We start from the raw sequence: 21825 nt of genomic DNA on the forward strand, positions 1-21825 counted from the left end.
CTCCGCAACAGCCAGGGGCGCTCGACGGGAAATTCGGACCCGCTTCTGAAATGGCGAGTGGTTCAACCATTGTCATCAGCCTCACCACTCTACTTCTCGTGCCGGAAATGACCCGACTCACCTGAAACGTCTTGGGCCAATCACCCCGGATGTTACTTCACCCGTGTTCCATTGGGGATGTCGCCCGACACCGTAGACAGGACCAACCGATCCCCTTCCTTGGCCGCAAGTACCATGCCTTCAGAGAGGACGCCTCGCAATTTGGCCGGTTTGAGGTTGGCCACCATGATCACTTTTCGCCCTGTGAGTTCCTCCGGCTGATAATACTGTGCGATCCCGGCGACCACCTGACGCTGTTCGCTTCCCAAATCCAACCGCAATTTCAGCAAGCGGTCCGCCCCTTTGATCCGCTCGGCCGCCACGATTTCCGCCACACGCAGATCCACTTTGGCGAAATCGTCAATGCTGATGAGATGGGTCTCTTCGACCGATGGTTGGTCTTTCCCTTTTTTCTTCGTTTCGTCTTCGTCGTTTGTTTTGGGACCTCCGATCATCGCATTGATCGCCTCCACTTCTTGTTCCACATCCAGGCGCGGGAACAGAGGCTTCCCTTTTTTCACCCGGAGACCTTGGGGCAGGGTGCCGAACCGGTGCGCGCTTTCCCACTCCGTCTGATCACCCGCGGAAATGCCCAAGTACTCCCACATTTTTTGCGGAACCCGCGTCATGAACGGTTGCACCAGCACGCTGACGATGCGCAACACCTCCAACAGGTGATACAACACCGAACCCAGCGTGTCCTTTTTGGTTGGATCTTTGGCCAATTCCCAGGGTTGCGTGTTTTCGATGTACTTGTTGCCCGCGCGTACCAGATCCCAAATCGCTGTCAGCGCGATGGAAAATTGCATGTTGTCCATCGCCTTCTCCACTCGGGTGACGGTTTCTTCGGCCAGCCGGACCAACGACGCATCATGTTCGGTGGCATTTTCCACATATGCCGGTACGGAACCGTCGAAGTATTTTTCCACCATGGTCAGCGTCCGGTGGAGCAGGTTGCCCAGATCGTTGGCCAAATCAGCGTTGATCCGCTCCACGAATCCTTCCGGCGTAAACACGCCGTCCGCCCCGAACGGGACCTCACGCAACAGGTAATAGCGGAGCGCATCCAGACTGTACCGTTCGATCAGCGGAATCGGGTCCACCACATTGCCCTTGGATTTGGACATTTTCTCGTTTTTGACGGTGAAAAAACCGTGCGCGACCACTTTTTTGGGCAATGGGAGATCGAGTGCCATCAGGATGATCGGCCAATAAATCGTGTGGAAACGGACAATGTCCTTGCCCACGATGTGCACGTCGGCAGGCCAATGCTTTTCAAACTGCTTTTGTTTCTCCGGATCGTCGGACAGATACCCGATGGCTGTGATGTAGTTGGTCAGGGCGTCCAGCCAAACGTACATGACGTGTTTCGGATCGCCCGGCACCGGAATCCCCCAATCGAAAGTCGTCCGGGAGACGCACAGGTCCTCCAGTCCCGGTTTGATGAAATTCTGGATCATCTCATTTTTGCGGGATTCCGGCTGGATGAATTCCGGATTTTCCTCGTAGTATTGCAGCAGGCGGTCCACATATTTGCTCATCCGGAAGAAGTAGCTTTTCTCCCGCACCTTGTCCACCGGACGGCCGCAGTCCGGACAATTGCCGTCTTTGAGCTGGCGCTCGGTCCAGAACGATTCGCAGGGGGTGCAATACCAACCCTCGTACTCACCGAGATAAATGTCCCCTTGATCCAGCAGGCGCTGGAAGATCTTCTGCACGACCTTCTTGTGCCGTTCCTGCGTGGTTCGGATAAAATCGTCATACGAGATATCCAGCTTCTCCCACAGCTCTTTTATCCCGGCCACGATCTCATCGACAAACTCCTGCGGCGATTTTCCGGCTTCCTTGGCACGTCGCTGGATTTTCTGACCATGCTCGTCCGTTCCGGTCAGATACATGACATCATAGCCGCGAAGCCGTTTGTAACGGGCCATCGCGTCTCCCGCCACGGTGGTGTACGCATGCCCGATATGCAGTTTGTCATTGGGATAATAAATCGGTGTCGTAATGTAGAAGGAACGCTTTTCGCTCATCCTGATTCTCTCCTTTCACCCAGGCGTGTCTGGCAAATCAAATGTGCCATGACCGATATACCCTCGTTGTTCTCAAAAAAGCAAAACCCCTCACCCTTCAGCATGGGGCGAGAGGTTGTTCTCACGCGGTACCACCCATTTTCAGCACGCCCTCGCGGCACGTGCCCTCGATCAGTGTTACACTGCGCCGTTAACGCCGGCCACGGCCGCCCCTACTCACCCGGAAGGGTTTCGTTGCGGCTTCTCCGGGGACATGTTCACCTCAGCGTCTATGCCGGCTTTCACCTGTCCCGGCTCTCTGGTGATAGACGACAGTCGGTTACTCCTCCCCATCATGGAAGTTCGGAGTGTTGATCTGTTGCAAAAGCCATGTCGTTTTTATTATATCAACCGCCCATCAGTGATTCAACGTGCGGGAGGGCTTATCCGCCATTGTTGACGAAACGGAGAGAATGCAAACGCTGTTACACCCGATCCCGCCCCGGTTCCCCTGCTTCCTTTGCTTCGCGGGGCGACGCATCTGTCGCCATATATGTCCATCCTCTGATGAAGGATTTCCCGGTTTTCCGTACCTTGTAAGTGAGCGGAACCTCCATCATCAGGTAATCTCGCCGCACAACTTGAGGGTCATCGCTTTGGCACAGTTGTGCTCATAAATGATCTCCATCGTTCTCAGCACATGCCGGCTAAATGCACGGAACACGGATTGTCCGTCGCAACTCCGGCGACCGGGCAACAGCTGTTTTTTCGCGAAGAGCAGCTCCCGTCCCGCATCAAATTCCCGCAACCAAGGTTGTCCACCCAGTCACGTCATCTCTTTACCGCACGGCATCATACCGCGTGGCGAGCGGGGATTCCTTTTTCGCGATGCGCCCCTCAGCCGCCAACCGGTCCAGCTCCTGCTTCAGTCGGGGCACATCCCATCGAAGACCGCACTCCCGGTTCACATGCGTCACCGCATCCAACAGGTCTGTGTCAAACAGCGGCAACCGCGCCAACAATACGTTCAGCACATTTTCGTCTTGTTCCTGTCGGATTGACTGCAATTCCTCAAACGGATTGGTAACATGCGGACTCCGGGTGTAAGCCGCCCGTACCCTCATGAAAACGGTACGGCCGAACACGGCGGAGGAAACGAACGTATCGCCGGAGCGCAGATACGGCAACCGCTTCCCCTCCTCCGGTGTCAAATCGGTCTCTTCCCGCAACGTGGCGATGTCGGTACCGCGCACGGTACGAAAGACGAACTTGGTGTTCAACTGAGCCGTGATCGTCTCGTCCAAGAGTGTGGGACGTTGGGTGGCAAATACGAGGAAAACACCGTATTTCCGGCCTTCCTGGGCAATTTCCTTTAAAATTGCCTTGGCCGGTGAGTCCACGCCTTTCGGGGCGAAATTGTGCGCTTCGTCCGTCACGATGAGAAACGGCGGGAAAAACCGACCGTCCTCCCCGTTCATCCGGGCATCTTTGTACTCCCGCCTTTTGCGGTACAACGCACCGATCACATAGGTGGCAAACACCTGCAACAGCCAGGCCGAACCCTGTACCACCACCAACCTGCCTTGTTCCAACGCCCGCTCGATCGGCCGGATGTCCTGCTGGAACAATCCCGCCTTTTCCAGACGGTTCAGCCGCCACTGAACCCCTTTGAGCGACGAGAGCGGCAAACTGTTGTACTGTTGATACAAAGTCAGCAAGTCCTTAAGCTTCTCCGCCTCCACCGGGTCGATGTCCCCGCCGTGCAACCGTCGCTCCAGCCCCTGTTTTCCTTCTTCCAAAGCCTGGGCCACATTGTTCAGCCGGTCACTGAACGTGCGGAACGAATCCTTTTTTCTGTGCAACATCTGCACCACATTGACCATCGATTCCGTCACACTGCCTCCGGCAGCACCGAGCAATCCCTGCAAGTCGCGGGTGGACAATGAGGAAAAATCAATCCCCACATGCTGTCCGATCTGCACGGCCACCCAGCGATTGGTGAAATCCGGGGCATACGCTTCCAGCTCCGGGACCGTCTCGCTGAAATCCATCTCAAAATGCGGATCGAACACCACTGTGGGAATACCCAGTTTCATCAGCTCTTCCAGCATCACCCGCAAACCGAACGATTTCCCGGAACCCGACCCGCCGAAGATCCCGATATGCGGATACTGCTGCATCGCACGGATGTCGAACAAAAACGGTACGCCCGACTGCGGTCGCATGGCCCCGTCTTCGACGATGTGCACCTGATCCCTCAGATCCTCATCCAACGTATCCGCCAATGCTTCCGTCCCGCGGATCTCCCCCAGGACCATGCCCTCTGCCGGCGTTGTCTTCACCAACAACCCGCGCACTTCATCGAACCGGGGTTCCCGTACGGGACATCCGGTCCGAACCGGATGAGGCGCCTCGGAAAACAGACGTAATTTGGCCAGATTCAACTCATCCGAACCGATATCATAACCGATCTGCTCCAACGAGCGGATCACCTGTGTGTCCACAAGCGAACGATCGAGACCCATCGGTATCAGACGGTTGTAGGAAAGGGTTTCCACCACTTCCCCGCGCGGGTGGTTCAACGCCGGATCTTCGATCACCAGAATCTCGTTGATGCGGAATTTTCGTTCCCTCGAGACCACGTACACTTCCTGCTGTGTCGTTACGCCGACCACTTGCATGGCCATTCCTCCCCTTCTGGAGATGTCCGTCACAACACGCGTTCACTGCGTTTGGGCAAAAACAATCGGTGGCGCAAATCAGGATCGATATACTCCTCCACCATCGCCTCCACCAACCGGTCCGTCACCCGCACTTCGGCATCGACGATATCAAGCCACAACGGGATTCCCCGCCCTTGCTCCGGGGTCAACGTTCGAACCAGCCGAACCAGATCCCATTTGTGCGCTGCTTGCGACAACAGCCCGTCGATCCCGATCGGTTGCGGACTCCGGGACGAACGGAGGGTCACTTTCCACAACCCGCTGCCCGCAGGGCTCCAACCCTCCCATTCAAATGCTTCTCCGGGTTTCAACGTGCCATAAAGCACCTCGCGATCCGTCCATGCGGGATAATCGGGAAACACTTCACGTGCCAAACTCTTGGTGCCAATTTCTTCAGAAACCCCCACCAACAACACGTCCGCCGTCTCGGCAGCCCTGGCCAACCGGGTCCATTCTTCCGCATCATCGATCAAGAAATGAAGCAGGGAACCGTCCATCATCACGACCCTGGGCCGCCAGTTCTCCACGGCATACATCGCAGCCTGCATCTCCAGCCGAGACAGAAGTGCTCCCCGATGGCGCGCTTCCCGTGCTGCGTCCGCTTCGCCTTCACCGTTCATCAAGAGCGGCGTATAGACATCCCCCGTCCAGTATTCCTCTCCTTTGGTTCCCTTGGCCAAAGCCTGAAACACTGACAATGTCCGGGGATGACTGCCCGGTGTGGAGTTGACGGAACCATCCACACCCACCAGTATACGATCTTCCAGCCACTGGACAAATTCCGTATCCTCCAGCCTGGAGACGGGGACAAAATCCCCCACGCTCTGCAAACGGCGTCGAATGGCCGTATACTCAAACGCTTCACCCGGATAAGCCTTGCGAAGTTCCCGATTGGTTTCCTGCAGTTTGCGCTTCAACACGTCGGATACGGGGAGCATGTCCGTTCCTCCTTTGCGTAGCCTGTATTTTCAGTCTACCGGAAAACCGTGTCTCCTTCATCTGCTAATCTGCTGTTTTTATAACTTGCAAGGATGCTTGTGATCACGGCGAATAAATCCCTCTCCCTAACATATTAATTTTTTTGTAAAACTACCAAATTGTCTTGTTGACTGTTATGGGAATCGCTGGTATGATGAAGTTGACGCCGTTCCTGTCGAAATTTGGCGTTACCGATAAGACCAAGACCAAAGACCAATGAGAGAGGAGAATTGGACATGCTCAAATCTACGGGTATCGTACGCAAAGTGGACGAGCTGGGACGTGTGGTGATTCCGATCGAGCTTCGTCGAACCTTGGGAATCGGCGAAAAAGACGCTTTGGAAATTTACGTGGACGGAGAGCGCATCGTACTCAAAAAGTATGAACCGGCCTGCATTTTTACCGGTGAAGTGGACAACACCGTTCGGTACAGAAACAAAGTGGTAAGCAAAAAATGCATCGAAGAAATGTACCAACTGTTGCAAAAAGAGAGAGAAGGTGTCACTGCTGAATAATTTGGCCTATATCTCCTGAATAAGGTCGGTTCCGGATACATAGAAAAATCATGAAGGAACCGGAAAAATTTTTCCCTCCAGCATCTATTCGCGTTCGTTAAAGTCAATCCATTCTTTAAAAAAATGGACTGTTTTTCAACGTAATGCGGATGGATTTACTTATTTATGACTTATGGACAGGTTTTTTCTAAACAGCATATAAACAGAATATTCTTTACATCTTTATGTTTATCCCTACTACCAATGGCCTAGGTAATAGTTGCACTCATCATGAAAAGCGCCCCCGTTTGATACGGGGGCTTGTTCTTACCCATCTGTGTCAGCGTCTCTTCGCCATACGCCGATACGTATGCCGTTTTCCCCTGAGCGCGATTGCGTAGGCCATGATGTTTTCCGGCGGGGCCATGCCCGAAAAGCCCGCATCACCGATATGGTACAAATCCGCTCCGCATGCTTTGCCCGTTACAGCCAGTGTCTCCATAAGCGAAGGTGACGCCCCTTCCTGCGATGTGCCGACGGTGAGCATCACCAGCATTCCCGCTTCGTGTGCAGTGTCAATCCATCGGGTCAGCTGCCGGTGGTTCACTCCCGGAACCGTACCGGCATGCGGCAGCAACAAGACATCACATCCAGCTTCGGCGACACGGACAATTTGTTCTTCAGACAGCCAATGGTCGGTGCCCGTACCCGCCCCGTGCATTTTGCCGGCCATGAGGATGAGGTCTTCTCCCACAGCCGCACGTATGGTTCGCAAGACGTCGATGATCGCCTCCATTGTCACCCCGGTTTCGGGATTCCCGGTCAATGTGAGAAAATCGACCCCTTGTTCCCGGGCTTTGACCGCATTGTCTGCCGTGGCCAACCTTCCCGGCGATACTGTATGCCTGGTGGCAGGTTCCAAATTGATTCCCACCGGCCTGCCCGTTACCCGTTTCACGTGTTCCGCCGTCACTCCCCAACCCAGGTGGTTTTCCCACCCCTTCAACGGTTCAGGCAGACCTGGTACCTGGGTACGGGAGGGGAATCCCGTCACCATGGGCTTCTCCACATCATACAAGTTCAGCAGCAACAGATCGGCACCGAAAGCTGCCGCCAATTCGGGGTTGCTGCAACCATCGACCAACGGCGGTACGGTTACCACCGTTTCAGCCACGACCGTCCGTCCCTCCGCCGCCCGGATGGACTCCAGCAGTTGACGACCGGAGTAACGGGTCAACTCTTCCTGTGTAGCATCTAAAATCCGTTTCACCTGGGTCATCCTTCGTCCTCACGTTCCATCCATTTCAGAATCCGATCCTTCAACAGTTCGGACCGTGTGCCGAACACGGCTTGATAGTTCCCCTTACCCAATTTGACCACACCGGACGCACCCAACCGTTTCAGCGCCTCGATATCCAGTTTTCCCTCATCTTTGACGGTCAACCGCAACCGCGTGATACAGGCATCCAGCTGCTCGATATTCTCCTTGCCGCCGAGCGCGCGCAACACGGCGAGTGCCTCCTCATCTTCATCATTCTTGCCGACGGCGGCCGGCGATTCACCGTCCTCACCCTCTTCCAACCTGCCGGGCGTGGGCAGATTCCATTTTTCGATGGCAAACCGGAAAATCACAAAGTACAAAGCGGCATAGACCAATCCGATGGGAATGATCCAAAAAGCGTTATGTGCCAACGGATAGTTGATGACGTAGTCGATAAATCCGGCTGAGAATCCGAAGCCGTGCCGGATGTCCAACAGGTACAGGAGAGCCATCGAAGTCCCGGTCAACAATGCGTGAATCCCGTACAATACCGGAGCCAAAAACATGAACATATATTCGATCGGCTCCGTAATCCCGGTCAAAAAGGCGGTCAACGCCACACTCAACAGCACGCCGCGCACCGCGGCCCGCTTTTCCGGCTTGGCGGCCCGGATCATGGCCAAGGCGGCAGCCGGCAAAGCAAACATCATGATGGGATAAAAACCGGCCATAAAAGATCCCGCCGTCGGGTCACCGGCGAAAAATCGCGTCAGATCCCCCGTATAGGTCTGTCCCCCTTTTGTAAAGGTTCCGACAGTATACCACACCAATGTGTTCAGGATATGGTGCAATCCAAAGGGGATCAACAACCGGTTGAGCAGGCCGTAGCCAAACAATCCGACCGCACCAACCCCGATCAACCAATCTCCGGCCGCTTGGATTCCCTTTTGCACCTCGGGCCACACAAACAAAAACACAACGCCGATTCCAATCATCGCCACAGACGTCACAATGGGGACAAACCGTTTTCCTCCGAAAAACTGCAACCAGTCAGGCAGACGGATATTGTGATATTTGCGGTACAGATAAGCCGTAACCAATCCGGTGATAATGCCGCCCAACACCCCTGTGTCCAACTTGTTGTCTTCCGTGTCGTGCACACCGACCACCGCTTTGAGTACCATGTACCCCACCACTGCCGCCAGTGCGGCGGCACCCGCTCCCCCGGTCATGCCCACGGTCACGCCGACGGCGAACAAGAGGGGAAGGTTGTCAAAAATGGCACCCGCCCCTTTGCTCAACACTTCCCCGACTTGAAACCAGATACTCCCCTTGGCAACGAGATTCGGATCACTCAACAACGCGCCCAGCCTGAGAAGGATGGCTGCCGCCGGCATCACCGCGATCGGCAGCATGAACGCTTTTCCCACCTGCTGCAGTTTTCCCAACAGATTCATCTTTTCCACCTCCGAGAGGTTGCTGGTAACAGCTTATGACGCTTGTTCGGCAAATCAGCACTGATGTGTGACGCGAGTCGAGTTTATCCCGCGATCAACATGTTTTCCTTTCGATATTTCTCTTTTTTCAAATATTTTTCCTGTTTTCCTCCCGGAATCAAGGTGGCGATTTCAAAACGACATGGATGTTTGAAAAAGAAAAAGGTGTTGCTGCGGCTTTTTTCCCTGGAAAGAGCCAAAAGAACTTCCCAGAGCCGAAAATCGCCACCGGATCTATCCAGCTTCCCGGATGATCCGGTGGCGTGAAGAAAGGTGGAGGTATTCAGGTCAGAACGCCACACGGTGGCTTGATCAGGCCGAATGCTTCGCACCATTCACTGTCAGAAATCGATCTTCTCAAACTTGCGGTACTTCCCGAAGATCGCGTACAAAGTGGGGACGAACACCAGCGTGAGCAGTGTCGACGTGGTGAGTCCGCCGATGACCGTAATCGCCAAATCCTGCGAAAGCAGCGTGGTGGATTCCCCGGACACAGCCAATGGAATCAAGGCGAAGATGGTGGCGATGGCGGTCATCAGGATCGGGCGCAGGCGGGTTTTGGCCGCTTCGATCAAGGCGGTCTTCAGTTCCATCCCCTTTTTGCGTCTGCTTTCCACTCGATCCAGGAGCACAATGGCGTTGGTCACGACGATGCCGACAAGCATCAAGAGGCCGATCATGGCGCTCATGGAAAGCGAGTGGCCGGTGAGAAGCAATCCCGCCAACGAACCGATCGGAACGAACAAGAGGGAAGACAGGATGATCATCGGGGTGAGGAGTCCCCCGTAGGTCAATGTCAAAATGATAAACACCAAACCGATCGCCACGACGATGGAAGTACCCAAGCTGATCAGCCCTTCCCGGATGTCTTCCTCGCCGCCGCCGACCTCTACGCGGATTCCTTCCGGAAAAGACAACGCATCCAGGTCTCGCCGGATTTTATCCGTGACGGCAAAGGTGTCGTTTCCTTTCAAGTTGGCACTGACCTGCGCATAGGTTTCGCCGTTTTCATGCAAGATGGCTTGCGGCAACTGGACCGTTTGGATATCGGCGATGTCCTGCAGTTTTTTCTTGCCGGCAGGGGTGGTGATGGTCAATTCTTTCAGCTGCGCTTCGGAAGTGATGTTCCGGTCATAGGACAATATGAGCGATTTTTCTTTTCCGTCCAATTCATATTCGCCCACTTCAACCGGTTCGAGCCGCTCATTGACCGCGGCCATCACCTGCGCGGGGTTGAGACCCAGTTTCTTGCCTTCATCGTTGAGCTTGATTTCCCAAGCCGTCCGTGTTTCCTGCATGTTGTTGGAGACGTTTTTCAGCTCGTTGTTTTGCTTGAACAAATCTTCCACTTGCTTGGCGGCCTGTTCGAGATTTTTGAGGTCATCGCCGTACAATTTGACTTCAACGTTATTGCCGCCTCCAGGGCCTCGCTGGGCTGCTTCTTTCACGGTGACGGTCGCTTTCGGGTTTTCTTGTTGAGCCAGTTCCGTCACGCTTTTTTCGACTTTCTCCAAGGCATCATTGATGGACCGGCCTTTTTTCAATTCAAGCGTGAACAGGATTTCTTGGTTTGTCGAGTTTCTTCCGCCGTGCATGCCAAAACCCATGCCTTTGTTGCCCACGGTCATTTGACGTTTCACAAACAAGCCCATGTCGTTCAACTTGTGATCGACCTTCTCGGCCAAATCCTCCATGGCGGGCAACGTGGTGTTGGGCGGCAGAGAAATTTTCGCCTCCATCATGTTCGCCTCTTCCGACGGCAAGAAAGTGAAGCCGATGAGCGGAAGCATGCCGAACGTGCCAACGAGGAGCAAAATGGACAGGGTGATGACCCATGCTTTTTTGTTCAGGGCGCCGCGCAGCAATTTTTCATAAGCACGGGTGAGCACCGTTTCTTTTTCTTCATGTTTCACCTTTCGGATGAAAGACGAACCGAGCACCGGGATCAACAGGATCGCGACCAACAAAGAGACGAGAATGGACACGACCACGGATACCGCAAAAGGCCGGAAAAACTGCCCGATGATGCCGTCCACAAACGCGAGCGGCAAGAATACGACCACCGTCACGAAGGTGGAAGAAGCGACTGCCTGAATCACTTCTTTGGTAGCGTGGTAGACCAGTTCTTTTCCTTGGTAAGCGGCGCCTTTTTGCTGTTTCCAGCGGAAAATGTTTTCAATGACCACGATGCTGTCATCCACGATCCGTCCGATGGCGACGGCCATTCCCCCCAGCGTCATCATGTTCAAAGTGAAATCCATCACTTCCAACAGGGAAATGGTGGCCAAGACAGAGATCGGAAGCGAGATCAAGGCGATCAGGGTGGCGCGGATGTTGCGCAAGAACAGCGCGATGACCACCACCACAAACAAGGCGCCGTACAATCCCTCGCGGATCAGGCTGGCCACCGATTCTTCCGCCTCTTTTCCTTGGTCGAAAATCAGGTTGATGTAAAAAGACATTTCTTTTTGATGTTTCGCCAGCACGCTCCGCACCGCTTGGGATACATCAGTGGTGTTGGCGTTTTGTTCTTTGGTCACTTGGAGGAGGAACGCGTCATCTCCGTTCACCTTGACGATTTCCGATTTCTCGGTGATCGTTCGGATTTCCGCAATGTCACCCAGTTTTACCGCCCGGGCCGGTATGTTTCCGGCAGCGCTCGGAGGTGCTTGTCGTCCGCCTCCTTTGCCCGTTTGCGGACTTGCTTGCATACCCGCGATTTCAATGTTTTTCAAATCCTCCACTTTCGCCAATTTGCCAGCCAAACGGACGGCGATGGTGTTGCCGTCTTGTTCCACGGTACCGGCCGGCAGGGAATACTCCGCATTTTGGATGGCCGTTTTGATTGTTTGCAAATCCAAACCGGCTTGTTCCGCCTTGTCAGTGTCGACGTTGATCTCCACCTTGCTCGTGTTCGTACCCTGCAATTCGACGGAACTCACGCCTTTGATTTGCTCGAGTTCAGGAATGATTTCATTCTCCAACCTTTTTTGCAGCGCTTCCCCGTCTTTTGCGGAAATGGCGGCCATATACACCGGAAGGTTTTCCAGCTTCATCTGGTTGACTTCCACTTCCGCTTCTTCAGGCAGATCCAACTTGGCCAACGCGCTGTCCAATTCCCGCTCCTTTTCGTCCAAGTCGGTGCCAAGCGGATAAGTGACGGTGATATTGACCGCATTTTCACCCGATGAACTGGTGAGGCTTTCGTAATCGTTGAGGCGCTTGATCGCATCCTCGATCGGATTGGTCAGACTTTTTTCTATATCCTCTGCCGTCGCGCCCGGCTGGGTAGCCGTCACGGTCAGGACCGGATTGCTTACGTCGGGGAAGGTTTCCAGCTTGATTCTCTGCGTCGTCAGGATTCCCGCTGCCAGGACGATCAGTACAAGCAAAAAGACAGCGATGGTGTTTTTCAAACTCCATCGGATGATGCTGTTCAATTGAGCGACCTCCTTTTTCACGGATTTGTTGAAGCTGTTCCAAGGATAGCCGCTCAATGTAAACAGAGTTTAAACAAAACCGAAATCCGCATGACAAAATGGTGAAAATGAAAAAAGCCCTTGGGTTGAACCCAGGGACTTGCGTTGGCGTGAACCGTGTCATTGGTGCCGGCATTACGCATGCGGGCCTTGTCCCGGTCATCCACTTGCTTCTTGTGCACTCCGGTACGCATCCTCTTGCCCATTCCGGTTCCCCACATTACCCAAGTTGCCGCATTTTGGGCAACACGACAGTGAAGGTGGCACCTTTTCCCACTTCGCTCGCCGCGTGGATCTCGCCTTGGTGCAATTCAATGATTTTCTTGGCGATGGAGAGTCCGAGGCCGTTTCCTTCTTTTCTTCGGCTTCGGGCCCGGTCCCCCATAAAAAAGCGGTCGAAAATGTGCGGGAGAGATTCAGGCGGAATCCCCACACCGGTATCCGCGATTTGAACCTTGACAAAGGAATCCCCGTCTTCCAAGCGAATGCGGATCGTCCCACCCTCCGGTGTGAACTTGACGCTATTGGACAAAAGATTGATCCACACTTGTTTCAGTTGGTCGGGATCAGCCACCACATCCGCTTTTTCCAAGGACAAATCCAATTCCAGCGATTTTGCCGACCATTGCGGTTCCATGGCGACGACAACCCGGCGCAATTGCTCATCCAACGAGTAACGCTCCGGACGGAAAGGAGGATGATCCGATTCCAGCGAAGCCAACTTCAGCAAATTTTCGCTCAAGCGCGAGAGACGCTGGATTTCTTCCTGTATGATGTCCAGATAACGCTTCCGCTCTTCCGCAGAAAGCGTTTCTTCCTTCAGCATTTCCGAATACCCCCGAAGGGAAGTGAGCGGGGATTGGATTTCATGCGACACATTGGAGATGAAATCTTTGCGCATCTGCTCAAGCGACCCGAGTTCCGCGGCCATCTGGTTGAAGCTGTTGGCCAGCGTCCCGATTTCATCCTTTCGCTTCACATCGACGCGGACATCGAATTTTCCTTGGGACAATTTCTTGGTTGCAGATGTGAGGGCTTTGATCGGTTTCACCAAATAACGCGCCACAATGAGGATTTGGATGCTGCCGACAATGAACACGGTGAAAAGAACGCTCAAGAGGAAGTTGTGCATCTCGATTTGCATTTCCATCACTCGTAACTGAATGAAGAGGGCATATCGTTCGCCTCGCATGTGGAACGGCAGACCGACCACACGGAAGAAGGGGGGATCATTTTTGGGCCTTCCCCGGTAAACGCCACCCTTCAACACGCGATCCACCGCCCGTTGACCAAAGGGGCGCTTCACCTTTTTGGACTTGGGGGTGATCGAGTGGATTTCGCCGTTTTTGTCGTAAATCCACACATAGTATTGAAGGGGAAGGGTTTTCAAATAGGTTTGGATTTCCTCTTCCCGTCCCGCTTGATAAAGCGTGATGATCTGTTTGGCTTGCCGTATGATGTACCGGTCGATTTGGTCCACTGTCTGATCCCGGTAACGGTTGGTGGAAATGAAAAAAGAAACGAACAAGCTGATCAGGACAATGCTGATGAATGCGAAAACCAACCGGACATAGAGCGTGCGAATCATGTTTCCACATCCAATCGATAGCCGAGCCCGCGCACGGTGGTGATACGGAACGAGTCGGTCAACGGCAAGAACCGCTGGCGCAGCCGGTTGACATGGACATCGACCGTCCGTTCTTCTCCTTCGTAATCCATGCCCCAGATTTTTTCGATCAATTGCCGACGTGTGAAAATTTGACCCGGGTAGCGAGTCAACTGGAATAACAGCTCAAATTCCTTTGGAGGAAGACTGACCGTCTCACTGCCGATCCTCACCGTGTAGCTGCTCGCGTCAATGGTGGCGTCACCGATTTTCACCGATTGACTGGAAGCGATGCGCGCCCGCCGCAAGAGCGCCTTCACCCTCGCCACCAGCTCCATCGGGTCAAACGGCTTGGCGATGTAATCATCGGCTCCCATCTCCAGTCCCTTGATCTTCTGCTCCGTCTCCCGCTTCGCCGTCACCATCAGGATCGGCGTGTCCCGGTCGCGCCGGATCTCTTGGCACAACTCCCACCCATCTTTCTCCGGGAGCATGATGTCCAAGACGATGAGATCGATGGGATGAGCGTCCACCTTCTCCAGCGCTTCCAGTCCATCCTCCGCCTCATGAACGACAAAACCTTCTTTTTTCAAATAAAAGCAAATCACGTTGCGAATGTTGTCATCATCTTCGACCACGAGGATTTGCACCATCCTGGCTTTCCTCCATCATTCCTTTAAGTGATGCGGTCAAGGAGTCGAAAAGGGGATTCGCGGTTTCAATCCTGCTCTCGGTGATACAAGTTGTACACTTCCCGTTTGGGCAAACCGCGATCTTGTGCCGTTCGCTGGATCGCCACCTTTTTGGTTTCCCCTTGTGTGAGGTAATGTTCCACATGCTCTATGACATTCATTGACTGCCACCAAGCGGTTTCCGCCGGATCGTCCATGGAAGATCCCTCCCCTTCCCAACCGGCGATAACAATGGTATACTCCCCGCGCGGCGGGTGATCCTCCAACCATTGAAGGCACTCGCTCACCGTACCCCGCAGCCACTCCTCATGTCGTTTTGTCAGCTCACGAGCCAAAGCGACACGCCTGTCCCCCATCACTTCCCGTACCGTTTGCAACATGGCCTTCAGCCGATGCGGGGCTTCGTAACAGACCAACGTGGCCTCCACCTTGCTCCATCGACGGCAAACCTCTTCCCGATCACGGGCATTCCGGGGTAAAAAACCCAAAAAGAGGAACGGTTGTGGAGGCAGACCGGAAGCGACGAGCGCCGTCACCGCCGCATTGGGACCCGGAACGGGAATGACCGGGATGTTGCAGGCGATCGCTGAGCGGATCAATTCCTCTCCCGGATCGGAAATGCCGGGCATACCGGCATCGCTGACGAGCGCCACCGTTTCTCCTTGTCTCAGACGATTGAGCAATTCCTTTTCCCGGTTGTGACGATTATGTTCATGGTAACTGATGAGCGGTTTCCGTATGCCGAATCGGTTCAGCAGTTTCTGCGTGTGGCGTGTGTCTTCGGCGGCGATGACATCGGCCGCTTCAAATGCGTTTTTCGCCCTCGGAGTCCAATCGTCCAAGTTGCCGATCGGCGTGCCCACGATGTACAACACACCACCCGTGTGATCAAAACTCTTTTGCACCTGCACCTTGCTCACCCTTCCATTCCATTATAAGCCGTTCTTTTTGCCGACGGCTCATCCGTTTGATCTCCCTCTCCCGTTTGAGCGCCCATGACCGATCCGGCCCCGTTTCCACCCATCTGACGATAAACGGTCCCCTGCCGCGGGTATACTTGGCTCCTTCACCCGATTCGTGCTGTTGAAGGCGACGATTCAAATCCGTGGTGATTCCCGTGTAAAATGTGCCGTCCGCACATTCCAACACATATACCACATACAGTTTCTCACTCAGTTTGCACAACCCCCCACAAAAAAACACCGGCTGTTCCGACGGGGCTTCTGACAACAGTCCCGCGGAAAGCCGTCCCTCACCTGAAGTTTCGTATTCCTCCCATTCAGACATGTCTGGTCAATCCTGATGTTCGGGTGGCCTATCCCACTCGCATCTGAAAGCGAAATTTCCCGTCGAGCGACTCCAACCGACAGGATACGGAGGCTTCGGACGGGAAATCGGAGTTCTTCTCAAACCTTTTCCTGACCAGGCGCAGACCGGTCACTCATTTGTTCAAAAAGGACAGACAGAACAAGCAATCTCCATCTGTACGCAAACTGCCGTAATGAACATTGCAGATATGAAACCCTTCGTTGTAGAGACGGGTCAGGTTGTCATACCCCTCTCCCCCCGCTTCTTCGGAGCGTTTCCGCACATGTTTTCCTTCTTCCGTCCGGTTCAACTTCTTCAGTTGTTCGCGTAAGTTCTGGTTTTCCATCACCAGGCGCGTATTTTCTTCGATCAGCTGGACAATTTGCTCCTTGAGGCCTCCCAATTCGGTATAAAGATCGCCGATGCGTTCTTCGATTTGGGACACTTGGGTAAAAATCGCCTGTTTGTCCACGCCCCCCACCTCAATCAACCGATCTCTGTGGCATAACCATCCGCTGGTGGTCTCCACACTGATACACCGAAGATTCTGTCATGACATCGTCGTAACGGTGTCTGTTTTTTATCTGACAACGGTGATTTTCTCTGCGGGATGTTCCACTTTGCGGCCTGACTCCGACAATTCCACTTGGACTTTGCGTTCCAACATGTTGAGAACAACCACTTTTCCTTCGCCTTCGGGGGTTTTTACCCGCGCCCCGATGTCGGGCATATTGCGTTTGGCCATTTCATAATGTTCATTTTCGAACTTGAGACAACACATCAACCTGCCGCACAACCCGGATATCTTCGCCGGATTGAGAGACAGATTCTGATCCTTGGCCATTTTGATCGAAACGGGTTCAAAATCACCGAGAAAAGAAGAACAGCACAAAATGCGGCCACAAGGTCCGATTCCGCCCAACATCTTGGCTTCATCGCGAACCCCGATTTGACGCAATTCGATCCGTGTGCGGAAAACAGCGGCCAAATCGCGGACCAACTCACGGAAATCGACCCGTCCGTCGGCCGTGAAATAAAAAATCACCTTGTTGCGGTCAAAGGTGTATTCCACATCCACCAACTTCATTTCCAATCCGTGCTGGCGGATTTTCTCCGCACAGATGGCCATCGCTTCCTTGGCCGATTCACGATTGGCCTTCATCACTTCGGCATCCTGGTCGTCGGCGATGCGAATCACCTTTTTCAACGGCAATACCACTTCATCTTCCGAAACAAACCGTTTTCCGACAACCACCTTACCGTATTCAATTCCGCGAACGGTTTCCACAATGACGTGGTCACCTCGGCGGATCGGGTGGTCGCCGGGATCAAAGTAGTATATTTTACCCGCTTGCCTGAAGCGGACTCCTACGACTGCCAACATGGACAGATCCCTCCTGCACGACCAAGACCAACTGGTCCAACACCGCTTGGGGTTGCATGGGTCCAGTCAATTGCCGTCGGGCGTGAAGAATGGACTCCATCGCGTGTTTCAGATGAGATGGGGTCCATTGAGCGGCCTGACGCTCCCTGACGGCACTCCAATCGGTAAAGACCGGCTCGCTTGCGCTCCCCAACTGAAGACGGAGCAGATCCCGCAACCAGAGCAGCATCAGATCAAGAACCGTTTCCAGCGTTTCCTTCGACACTTCCCGATCCATCCACTCTGTCTGCAGGGTGACAAGCGCCGCCGACCTTTTCGATAACAGTTCCTCACTCCATTTTATCACCCGCTCACAAAGCTGGGCAAATCCATCTCCACTAGCCAACTTCCGTGCCTGTTCCAAACCTTGGCTCAAATGGCCGGCAATGCGGGCCAGAGTTGGAGGAATCCCTTCCTGCTCCAATGATTGCGCGATGACATGGGGAGGAAGAGGAGCAAATCGGAGCAACTGGCAACGTGAGCGGATCGTCGGCAACAGCGCGTGCGCATTTTCCGCAATCAGAACGACCACCATGCGCAGGGAAGGTTCCTCCAAAAACTTCAACAAACTGTTGGCCGCCTGCACTGTCAGCTTGTCCGCTTGCTCCAGTATGGCGACACGCGTCGCTCCTTTTTCTGCGCTGTATTGAAATGCCCGTTGCAAACGGCGAACCTGTTCGATTTTGATCGATTGGCCGTCCGGCGCAATCACCGTTACATCGGGATGATTGCCGTGATCGATCCGGCGGCAATTCCGGCATTCACCACAAGCGTCATCGGACAACCGCTCACAATGAAGTGCCTTGGACAGCTCCATCGCCACCTGTTTCCGTCCTGTGCCGGACGGGCCGACGAAGGCATAGGCATGCGCCAAACGCCCGGTGCGCAACCCGTTTTGCAGAAAGCGGACCACCCGCTCCTGCCCGACAACGTCCCCAAATGCCATACGTCACCCCTCCGTCAGTATTGTTCAAATCGTTCCACCGGCAGGACGAAGACCGTTGCGCCCCCCACCTGTACCTCCACCGGCGTCAAAGGGTACAGATCGGTACTGTCACCCATCGGTGACATCAGGCGTTTTCGGGATCGACAATTATGTTGGATGATATTGAGCACCCGGTTTACCAGTTCATCTTCCACACCGATGAGAAAAGTCGTGTTGCCCGATTTCAAAAATCCGCCGGTACTCGCCAATTTGGTCACCCGTATTTTTTCATCAATGAGCGCCTGGGACAAACGATGGCTGTCTTTGTCCTGCACGACGGCAATAATCAGCTTCACCGGTCAACCTCCTTCTATTCCACGCCCAAAAATGCCGCAAGATCAGCCCGGATCCGCTCAAACACCTGATCTTCCGAAACGGTGGCATCCACCACCACATATCGATGGGGTTCAGCCGCCGCCAGCCGGAGAAAGCCCTCCCGTACTCGCTCATGGTATGCTTGCCCTTTTTGTTCGATCCGATCCGCGAGCTTTCCTCTTTTTTTCAAGCGCCGCTCGCTTTCATCCACAGGCAAATCCAACAGATACGTCCGGTGGGGTCGCAGTCCCCCCGTGGCAATATGGTTGATGTTCTTCACTTCATCCAGATCCCAATCCGGTGCATATCCTTGATATACCAAACTGGAGTCGACAAATCGATCACACAGCACCACGTCACCCCGTTGTAGCGCGGGCAAAATGCGCTCCTTCACCAATTGTGCCCGTGAGGCGGCATACAGCAGGATTTCCGTTCGTTGCGTCATTTCCCCCAAGGCAGGGTCCAGCAAAATCTGACGAATTCGGTCCCCGATCGGGGTTCCTCCCGGTTCTCGCAGTAGTGTGCAGGGCATGTTCACTGATCGCAAATAAGCGGCCAAACGTTGAACCTGTGTCGATTTTCCGCCGCCTTCCGGTCCTTCAAACGTAATCAACCAACCGTTCAACATCCGTTCCTCCATCATCTTTTCTTTTCAAGTTTGTATTCTCCATGACTAAGTTCACTGTAACACGGATAGCCTAAGGGGGAAACGTCCCGAAAGCCCCCGAATTTTTCCACCTCGTTCCACCACGCGTTCCATGTACGACACCTTCTCATCTGTTACGGTTTCACCCGGCAACAACAACGGAATGCCCGGAGGATACGGCACGACCATTGCACCCGAAATCCTGCCGACGGCAGAGCGGAGCGACACAACCGTTTTCTCTGCCGCCATCAATTCGTGAAGCGGTCGATCGGCCAGTGTCCACGCACGCAAATCCGGGACATCCCAGGGGCTTTCTTCGCCCATATCGGGAATTGCCTGATCCAGTTGCTGCAAAGTCTCCCACAGCAAGGCCCAATCACTTTCCTCCGTTCCCATCGAAAAGACGAACAGGACGGATTGGTGATCGCCCAGTTCTGCATAGATCCCGTGCCGCTCCAACCACTCCAACATTCGGTAACCGGATATCCGTTTTCTGGCCCGAATCGCCAGCTTCAGCGGATCATGTCGCTGATTGACCAACGGCTCCAGATGGGCCAGCTTGGACACGCGCTCCCGCAGGCGAAGAGCCGCCCCGATGACACGGGAAAGTTCCTCCCTGCCACGGGTCATCATGTAGCGCCTGGCCAGATCCAATGAGGCCATCAACGGATAGGACGGACTGCTGGATTGGATCACACGCAGCCATGTGACGAGATCCTCCGGATCAATCGCGTCTCCCTTCACATGCAACATCGACGACATGGTCATCGCCGATAACATTTTGTGTGTGGACTGCACCGCCACATCAGCACCGGCCTGCATCGCCGACAGTGGCAGTCGATCCGAAAAATGCAAATGCGCTCCGTGGGCTTCGTCCACCACCAGCGGCACACCGTGTTCATGACAGATCTCCGCGATGGCTTCTACGGGTTGTACCACGCCGAAATAAGAGGGGCTGGTGATCACCACCCCTTTGATCTGCGGGAAACGACGGAGGACTTCATCCAACTGCCGAAGATCGATGCCGCTGTCCAAACCGGTGTCCGGATCGAGACGGGTACCGAGATACACCGGTTGGACACCTGCCAAACGACAGGCATGAAACACGGATTGATGCGAATGACGTTGAACGGCAAGCAGATCTCCGTGTCGGCACATGCTCAGGATCGTCGCCAAAATACCCGCTGTGGTGCCCCCTACCAGAAAAAACGTCCGATCTGCACCGAATGCATCGGCCGCCAACATCTGTGCCTCGGCAATTACGCCTTGAGCGTCGTGCAGATCATCCAGTCCACCCACCTCTGTCAGGTCAATCTCCAATATGGAACGAAAATGCCGGAGGCCCTCCTCATCAAACGCACGACCCTGTTTGTGTCCCGGGACATGATAATTCCCACGGGAATGGGAACAATGGGAGCAAAGCGCATCATACAGCGGCGCCCGAGAATGGTCGAGCAAATCTTTCCCTCCTCAAACACAAAGAAACAGGGACACGAAGAGTCCCCGTTTCCATTTGTCTTATGTTGCCTTATGCCTGTTCTTTCAACCAAATCTTCCGCATCTGAACGACGAAAAACGGATATTTTTCGTGTTCGACGGGTGTGCGGACCATTTCACGTTCGCATCGTCCGCAAATGAACTCTTCCATCACGGTGATTCCATCCCAATGGCGCTGGTCACACACAATACAACGAAAGGGCATCGCACGTTCCTGCAATCTGCCGACCCACCTTTTCGTCTTCGTCATTTTCACCCATTATCACCAGGGCAATGGTGGATCATACCTTCCTTTGCAATACACAACCAGACTTCGCTACTATTTTATTTTATGCTGAAACCCACTCCATGTCACTCTCTGTTAAAGCAGAATCACGATATCCATTTCTAAATGACCATCTTTTTTCCTTCATTATAAAAAAACAGCCCACCCAAGATCTTCCCCCATTGATCCGGGTAGGATTTTCCCCGCGAACCTTAACGAGAGTTATCCCGCGCGCCTGAGGATTCTCTCCTCGCCTACCTGTGTCGGTTTGCGGTACGGGCACCTCACTCCTCGCTAGAGGCTTTTCTTGGCAGTGTGAGATCAGGGACTTCGGTACTTTAATTTCCCTCGCCATCACGGCTCAGCCTTACGACCGGACGGATTTGCCTGTCCGGTCAGCCTCACCGCTTGGACGCGCACTTCCAGTCGCGCGATCCCCTACCCTTTCCTTCACGTTCCGGTGCAGTTCCTTCACATATCTTGTATCCCATTCACACTTACAACAAAAAAACAGCTCACCGTAGTGGTGAGCTGTTTTCATCCGAC

20 protein-coding genes and 1 rRNA gene are annotated in these 21825 nt (G+C 54.0%); 1 reads left to right on the forward strand and 20 read right to left on the reverse strand.

The window, feature by feature from the left end; genetic code table 11:
- Positions 1 to 152: 152 nt before the first annotated feature.
- The 4 genes from metG to JQC72_RS14395 form a co-directional block, all read right to left on the reverse strand.
- Positions 153 to 2132 carry a methionine--tRNA ligase gene (gene metG / locus JQC72_RS14380; protein ID WP_205496826.1) on the reverse strand — a complete coding sequence of 660 codons (1980 nt, stop codon included), beginning with the start codon at positions 2130 to 2132 and terminating at the stop codon, positions 153 to 155.
- A 598-nt stretch (positions 2133 to 2730) separates the two neighbouring features.
- The gene (locus tag JQC72_RS14385) at positions 2731 to 2919 is read right to left on the reverse strand and encodes a hypothetical protein (protein ID WP_205496828.1); all 189 of its coding nucleotides are present in this window, start codon (positions 2917 to 2919) and stop codon (positions 2731 to 2733) included.
- 31 nt (positions 2920 to 2950) lie between these two features.
- Positions 2951 to 4792 carry an ATP-binding protein gene (locus JQC72_RS14390; protein WP_205496831.1) on the reverse strand — a complete coding sequence of 614 codons (1842 nt, stop codon included), beginning with the start codon at positions 4790 to 4792 and terminating at the stop codon, positions 2951 to 2953.
- A 29-nt stretch (positions 4793 to 4821) separates the two neighbouring features.
- Positions 4822 to 5772, reverse strand: coding sequence for a DNA double-strand break repair nuclease NurA (locus JQC72_RS14395; protein ID WP_205496833.1), 951 nt, complete (start codon positions 5770 to 5772; stop codon positions 4822 to 4824).
- A 276-nt stretch (positions 5773 to 6048) separates the two neighbouring features.
- Between JQC72_RS14395 and JQC72_RS14400 the strand changes: the two genes are divergently transcribed.
- Entirely contained in the window at positions 6049 to 6327 is a 279-nt protein-coding gene (locus JQC72_RS14400) for an AbrB/MazE/SpoVT family DNA-binding domain-containing protein (protein ID WP_205496835.1), read from the forward strand.
- 319 nt (positions 6328 to 6646) lie between these two features.
- On the opposite strand, the gene JQC72_RS14405 is transcribed toward JQC72_RS14400, so the two are convergent.
- The 16 genes from JQC72_RS14405 to JQC72_RS14480 all read right to left on the reverse strand — a co-directional run.
- A complete protein-coding gene (locus JQC72_RS14405; protein ID WP_205496837.1) occupies positions 6647 to 7576 on the reverse strand; it encodes a DUF7916 family protein in 930 nt (309 codons plus the stop codon).
- A gap of 5 nt (positions 7577 to 7581) precedes the next feature.
- On the reverse strand, positions 7582 to 9018 hold the full coding sequence (locus tag JQC72_RS14410; RefSeq protein WP_205496865.1) for a PTS transporter subunit EIIC: 1437 nt from the start codon (positions 9016 to 9018) through the stop codon (positions 7582 to 7584).
- Between the two features lie 386 nt (positions 9019 to 9404).
- Positions 9405 to 12503: an efflux RND transporter permease subunit gene (locus JQC72_RS14415; protein WP_205496839.1), complete on the reverse strand. Its 3099-nt coding sequence runs from the start codon at positions 12501 to 12503 to the stop codon at positions 9405 to 9407.
- A gap of 53 nt (positions 12504 to 12556) precedes the next feature.
- Positions 12557 to 12724, reverse strand: coding sequence for a hypothetical protein (locus tag JQC72_RS14420; RefSeq protein WP_205496841.1), 168 nt, complete (start codon positions 12722 to 12724; stop codon positions 12557 to 12559).
- Between the two features lie 38 nt (positions 12725 to 12762).
- Positions 12763 to 14130 carry a sensor histidine kinase gene (locus tag JQC72_RS14425; RefSeq protein WP_205496843.1) on the reverse strand — a complete coding sequence of 456 codons (1368 nt, stop codon included), beginning with the start codon at positions 14128 to 14130 and terminating at the stop codon, positions 12763 to 12765.
- Entirely contained in the window at positions 14127 to 14801 is a 675-nt protein-coding gene (locus JQC72_RS14430) for a response regulator transcription factor (protein WP_205496844.1), read from the reverse strand. The genes JQC72_RS14425 and JQC72_RS14430 overlap by 4 nt, the downstream gene beginning before the upstream one ends.
- A gap of 65 nt (positions 14802 to 14866) precedes the next feature.
- A complete protein-coding gene (gene rsmI / locus JQC72_RS14435; RefSeq protein WP_205496846.1) occupies positions 14867 to 15751 on the reverse strand; it encodes a 16S rRNA (cytidine(1402)-2'-O)-methyltransferase in 885 nt (294 codons plus the stop codon).
- Entirely contained in the window at positions 15729 to 16127 is a 399-nt protein-coding gene (locus tag JQC72_RS14440) for a GIY-YIG nuclease family protein (protein ID WP_205496848.1), read from the reverse strand. Before JQC72_RS14440 ends, rsmI begins: the two co-directional genes overlap by 23 nt.
- A gap of 154 nt (positions 16128 to 16281) precedes the next feature.
- The gene (gene yabA / locus JQC72_RS14445) at positions 16282 to 16620 is read right to left on the reverse strand and encodes a DNA replication initiation control protein YabA (protein ID WP_205496867.1); all 339 of its coding nucleotides are present in this window, start codon (positions 16618 to 16620) and stop codon (positions 16282 to 16284) included.
- A gap of 108 nt (positions 16621 to 16728) precedes the next feature.
- A complete protein-coding gene (locus tag JQC72_RS14450; RefSeq protein WP_205496849.1) occupies positions 16729 to 17532 on the reverse strand; it encodes a PSP1 domain-containing protein in 804 nt (267 codons plus the stop codon).
- Positions 17492 to 18517 (reverse strand): DNA polymerase III subunit delta', encoded by a 1026-nt coding sequence (gene holB, locus JQC72_RS14455; RefSeq protein ID WP_205496851.1) that lies wholly within the window; start codon positions 18515 to 18517, stop codon positions 17492 to 17494. The genes JQC72_RS14450 and holB overlap by 41 nt, the downstream gene beginning before the upstream one ends.
- Positions 18518 to 18531: 14 nt before the next feature.
- Complete coding sequence (gene darA / locus JQC72_RS14460) at positions 18532 to 18852, reverse strand: cyclic di-AMP receptor DarA (RefSeq protein ID WP_205496853.1); 321 nt, start codon at positions 18850 to 18852, stop codon at positions 18532 to 18534.
- A 14-nt stretch (positions 18853 to 18866) separates the two neighbouring features.
- Positions 18867 to 19496, reverse strand: a complete 630-nt coding sequence (gene tmk, locus JQC72_RS14465; RefSeq protein ID WP_205496855.1) for a dTMP kinase — start codon at positions 19494 to 19496, stop codon at positions 18867 to 18869.
- A gap of 54 nt (positions 19497 to 19550) precedes the next feature.
- Positions 19551 to 20975, reverse strand: coding sequence for an aminotransferase class I/II-fold pyridoxal phosphate-dependent enzyme (locus tag JQC72_RS14470; RefSeq protein WP_205496857.1), 1425 nt, complete (start codon positions 20973 to 20975; stop codon positions 19551 to 19553).
- 70 nt (positions 20976 to 21045) lie between these two features.
- A complete protein-coding gene (locus tag JQC72_RS14475; protein WP_335342480.1) occupies positions 21046 to 21264 on the reverse strand; it encodes a sigma factor G inhibitor Gin in 219 nt (72 codons plus the stop codon).
- Positions 21265 to 21431: 167 nt separating this feature from the next.
- Positions 21432 to 21825: ribosomal RNA gene (locus JQC72_RS14480) — 23S ribosomal RNA — on the reverse strand; the annotation flags it as partial.

It is taken from the genome of Polycladomyces zharkentensis (assembly GCF_016938855.1).
GTDB lineage: Bacteria > Bacillota > Bacilli > Thermoactinomycetales > JIR-001 > Polycladomyces > Polycladomyces zharkentensis.

Excerpts from the sequence above, each read along its gene's own strand:
- JQC72_RS14395 (WP_205496833.1), bottom strand. The coding sequence starts at position 5,772 with ATGCTCCCCGTATCCGACGTGTTGAAGCGCAAACTGCAGGAAACCAAT.
- JQC72_RS14475 (WP_335342480.1), bottom strand. The coding sequence starts at position 21,264 with ATGACGAAGACGAAAAGGTGGGTCGGCAGATTGCAGGAACGTGCGATG.
- JQC72_RS14425 (WP_205496843.1), bottom strand. The coding sequence starts at position 14,130 with ATGATTCGCACGCTCTATGTCCGGTTGGTTTTCGCATTCATCAGCATT.
- JQC72_RS14390 (WP_205496831.1), bottom strand. The coding sequence starts at position 4,792 with ATGCAAGTGGTCGGCGTAACGACACAGCAGGAAGTGTACGTGGTCTCG.
- JQC72_RS14440 (WP_205496848.1), bottom strand. The coding sequence starts at position 16,127 with ATGTCTGAATGGGAGGAATACGAAACTTCAGGTGAGGGACGGCTTTCC.
- JQC72_RS14430 (WP_205496844.1), bottom strand. The coding sequence starts at position 14,801 with ATGGTGCAAATCCTCGTGGTCGAAGATGATGACAACATTCGCAACGTG.
- metG (WP_205496826.1), bottom strand. The coding sequence starts at position 2,132 with ATGAGCGAAAAGCGTTCCTTCTACATTACGACACCGATTTATTATCCC.
- JQC72_RS14450 (WP_205496849.1), bottom strand. The coding sequence starts at position 17,532 with ATGTTGGCAGTCGTAGGAGTCCGCTTCAGGCAAGCGGGTAAAATATAC.
- holB (WP_205496851.1), bottom strand. The coding sequence starts at position 18,517 with ATGGCATTTGGGGACGTTGTCGGGCAGGAGCGGGTGGTCCGCTTTCTG.
- JQC72_RS14400 (WP_205496835.1), top strand. The coding sequence starts at position 6,049 with ATGCTCAAATCTACGGGTATCGTACGCAAAGTGGACGAGCTGGGACGT.